Consider the following 3,101-nt stretch of genomic DNA (forward strand, 5'->3'; position numbering starts at 1 on the left):
AGTTTTAGCAATCTGATCGACTGTTAAACCAAAATATTCATAGAGCACTGGTGCGAGAGCTGACTCACCAAAAGTATCAACACCGTGCACTGCTGCACAACCATACTTCCACCAGAAATCACTCACTCCAGCTTCAACAGCAATGCGCGGAATATTAGCCGGCAAAACTTTTGCTTTGTAAGCAGCATCTTGTTGATCAAATACTGTCGTTGATGGAATTGACACCACACGAATGCCAAAACCTTCACCTTCTAAACGCTCTGCAGTTTGTAATGCCAAAGCAATTTCAGATCCCGTAGCAATAATTACTGCATCAATTTTGGATTTCTTCGGATCACGTAAAACATATCCACCGCGGGCAATATCTTTTACTTGCTGGCTATTGCGCGACACAAATGGGCAATTTTGACGACTGAAGATCAAGGCGCTTGGGCCATGCTTACGCTCAATCGCAGCACCCCAGGCAACTGCACTCTCAGTGGTGTCACATGGACGCCAAACCATCAAATTCGGAATCAAACGTAAGCTCGCTACGTGCTCAACAGACTGGTGTGTTGGCCCATCTTCGCCCAGGCCAATAGAGTCGTGTGTGAATACAAAGATGCTGCGCAACTTCATCAGCGCAGCCATACGTAAGGCGTTGCGGCTGTAATCAGAGAAAGTTAAGAAGGTGCCGCCAAATGGAATGTAGCCGCCATGCAAAGCGATACCGTTCATGATGGCGCTCATACCAAATTCACGAACACCGTAATTGATGTGGTTACCCCAATGGTCACCACGTACAGCTTTACATGAAGACCAGTTAGTTAAGTTAGAACCCGTTAAGTCAGCAGAGCCACCCATGAATTCTGGCAAGGCTGGTGCTAATGCTTCGATGGCATTTTGACTTGCTTTGCGAGTAGCAATAGTTTCCGCTTTGGTTTCACAAGTTTTTAAGTAAGCATCCAAAGTTTTAGAGAAGTCTTGAGATAAGTCGCCTTGCATACGACGCTGTAATTCAGAAGCCAGTTCTGGGTATTTATTTTTGTATGCCTGGAATTCTTTATTCCATTCATGCTCAGCAGCTTGACCGCGTCTCTTGAAATCCCATGCTTCATAAATATCATTCGGAATTTCGAACGGAGCATACGGCCAGTTCAAGGCAACACGAGTTGCTGCTATTTCAGCTGAGCCTAATGGGGAGCCATGCACCTTATCACTGCCAGCCATATTCGGCGAGCCTTGACCAATCGCTGTCTTGCAACAGATCAAGGTTGGTTTGTCACTCTTCTTCGCTTTAGCGATTGCGGTAGATACAGCCTCTGCATCATGACCATCAACATCACGAATCACATTCCAACCGTATGCTTCAAAACGCTTTGGCGTATCTTCGTTAAACCAAGAAACCACCTTGCCATCAATGGAGATGCCGTTGTCATCCCATAGCGCAATCAATTTATTGAGTTTGAGTGTGCCAGCCAATGAACACACTTCATGGCTAATACCTTCCATCAAACAACCATCACCCAAAAATACATAGGTGTAGTGATCAACAATATCGTGACCCGGGCGATTAAATTCTTGCGCTAATAATTTTTCAGCAAGCGCCATACCCACTGCGTTTGAAATCCCCTGACCCAATGGTCCGGTAGTTGTTTCTACTCCGGGAGTAATTCCATATTCAGGATGTCCTGCAGTTTTGCTATGCAACTGACGGAAATTTTTTAACTCGCTCATCGGCAAGTCGTAACCCGTGAGGTGTAATAAGGAATACAACAACATGGAGCCATGACCGTTTGATAAAACAAATCGATCGCGATTCATCCAGTGCGGATCAGTTGGGTTATGTTGCAAATGCTCATTCCAAAGTCCAACTGCAATATCAGCCATACCCATTGGCATTCCAGGGTGACCAGAATTGGCTTGTTGAACTGCATCCATGGATAAAGCACGAATGGCATTAGCCATGCGAATTTGAAGGTTTGACATCGTAAATTGGGTCTCTAGGAAATTAATTAGCTATATTTCAGTAATGCCTCAATTTTATCTTCCCGGCCCATGGGAAATCCAAAAGCCAAATACCCTCACCCCTGAGCTCGCCCATCACTTGCGTGTCCGCCGTATCCAGGTCGGTGAATTCTTCCCCATCTTCGATGGCAAAGGCCAAGTTGCCCAGGCAAAACTCCTTTCCCTGAGCAATAAATCTGGGGAAGCAGAGTTGAGTGATATTCGCCTCGACACCCATCGTGAGAGCCCCTATGCCATTACTTTGGCGCAAGGTCTGGCTGGTGGCGACAAGATGGATTGGGTCGTTGAGAAGGCCATAGAGACCGGCGCTCAAGTGATTGCACCGCTGCAGTGCGAGCGCTCAGTGATTAAATTGACGCGCTCTAGCGATGCCGAGCGGGCGCAAAAACGCCTCCTCCACTGGGAGGGTATTATTCAGGCGGCCTGCGAACAATGTGATCGCACAGTTTTAGCTTCAGTAGAGCCCGTTCAAAGTTTTGAAAGTTATCTACAAAAGCCACAAAAAGCCCCACTTAAGCTACTTTTAAGCCCAGATACTGACAAAAGCTTGTATTCAGTATTAATTGAGAGTCCACCGCAGGATATTATTTTGATGATCGGGCCCGAGGGTGGGCATTCTCCAGAGGAAGAGGCTCAAGCTCAAGCCGCTGGATATCAGATTGTTTCTCTAGGTGACCGGGTATTGCGAACCGAGACTGCTGGAATTGTGGCGATCACTGCCGTTCACAGCATTTGGGATCCAGAAATGCAAAATCGCCTCAAATAGAGGCGATTTATACTGTTTTCTTAGTACTCAACTTAACTAATTACTGAGTTAGTGATTTACGCAAAAGAGTAGAAAACGCGATATGGTGTGCGACGCTCAGACCAAAAGTCCACGGCATCACGGAATACATCTAACAAAGTTTCACGAGCCTCTTTATCGAACTTCTGTGTACAAGGCAGGCCTTCGAGCACCACAACGAAACCCGGCTGTGGACCAGACTTATCAACCGTAGTCGTCAAAGCATCTAGCAAAGGATCGAAATTCTTCGCTTGTTGCTTAGTAAATGTGTAGGCAATCGCAATCGCTTCCAATACTTCGCCTTTAGTCA

3 protein-coding genes are annotated in these 3,101 nt (G+C 46.3%); 1 reads left to right on the top strand and 2 read right to left on the bottom strand.

Annotated features, from left to right (window positions below; all coding sequences use genetic code 11):
• Positions 1-1,968 (bottom strand): transketolase (gene tkt, locus B7Y67_RS13985; protein ID WP_293599172.1); only part of this gene is annotated, 1,968 nt, incomplete at its 3' end.
• Between the two features lie 43 nt (positions 1,969-2,011).
• Between tkt and B7Y67_RS13990 the strand changes: the two genes are divergently transcribed.
• Positions 2,012-2,773 (top strand): 16S rRNA (uracil(1498)-N(3))-methyltransferase, encoded by a 762-nt coding sequence (locus B7Y67_RS13990; RefSeq protein WP_293599173.1) that lies wholly within the window; start codon positions 2,012-2,014, stop codon positions 2,771-2,773.
• Positions 2,774-2,829: 56 nt separating this feature from the next.
• On the opposite strand, the gene B7Y67_RS13995 is transcribed toward B7Y67_RS13990, so the two are convergent.
• The coding region (locus B7Y67_RS13995) for a barstar family protein (protein ID WP_293599174.1) at positions 2,830-3,101 on the bottom strand (272 nt) is incomplete at its 5' end.

The organism is Polynucleobacter sp. 35-46-11 (assembly GCF_002281105.1).

Bases quoted from the DNA above. Each gene is read 5' to 3' on its own strand.
- B7Y67_RS13990 (WP_293599173.1), top strand. From the start codon at position 2,012: ATGCCTCAATTTTATCTTCCCGGCCCATGGGAAATCCAAAAGCCAAAT.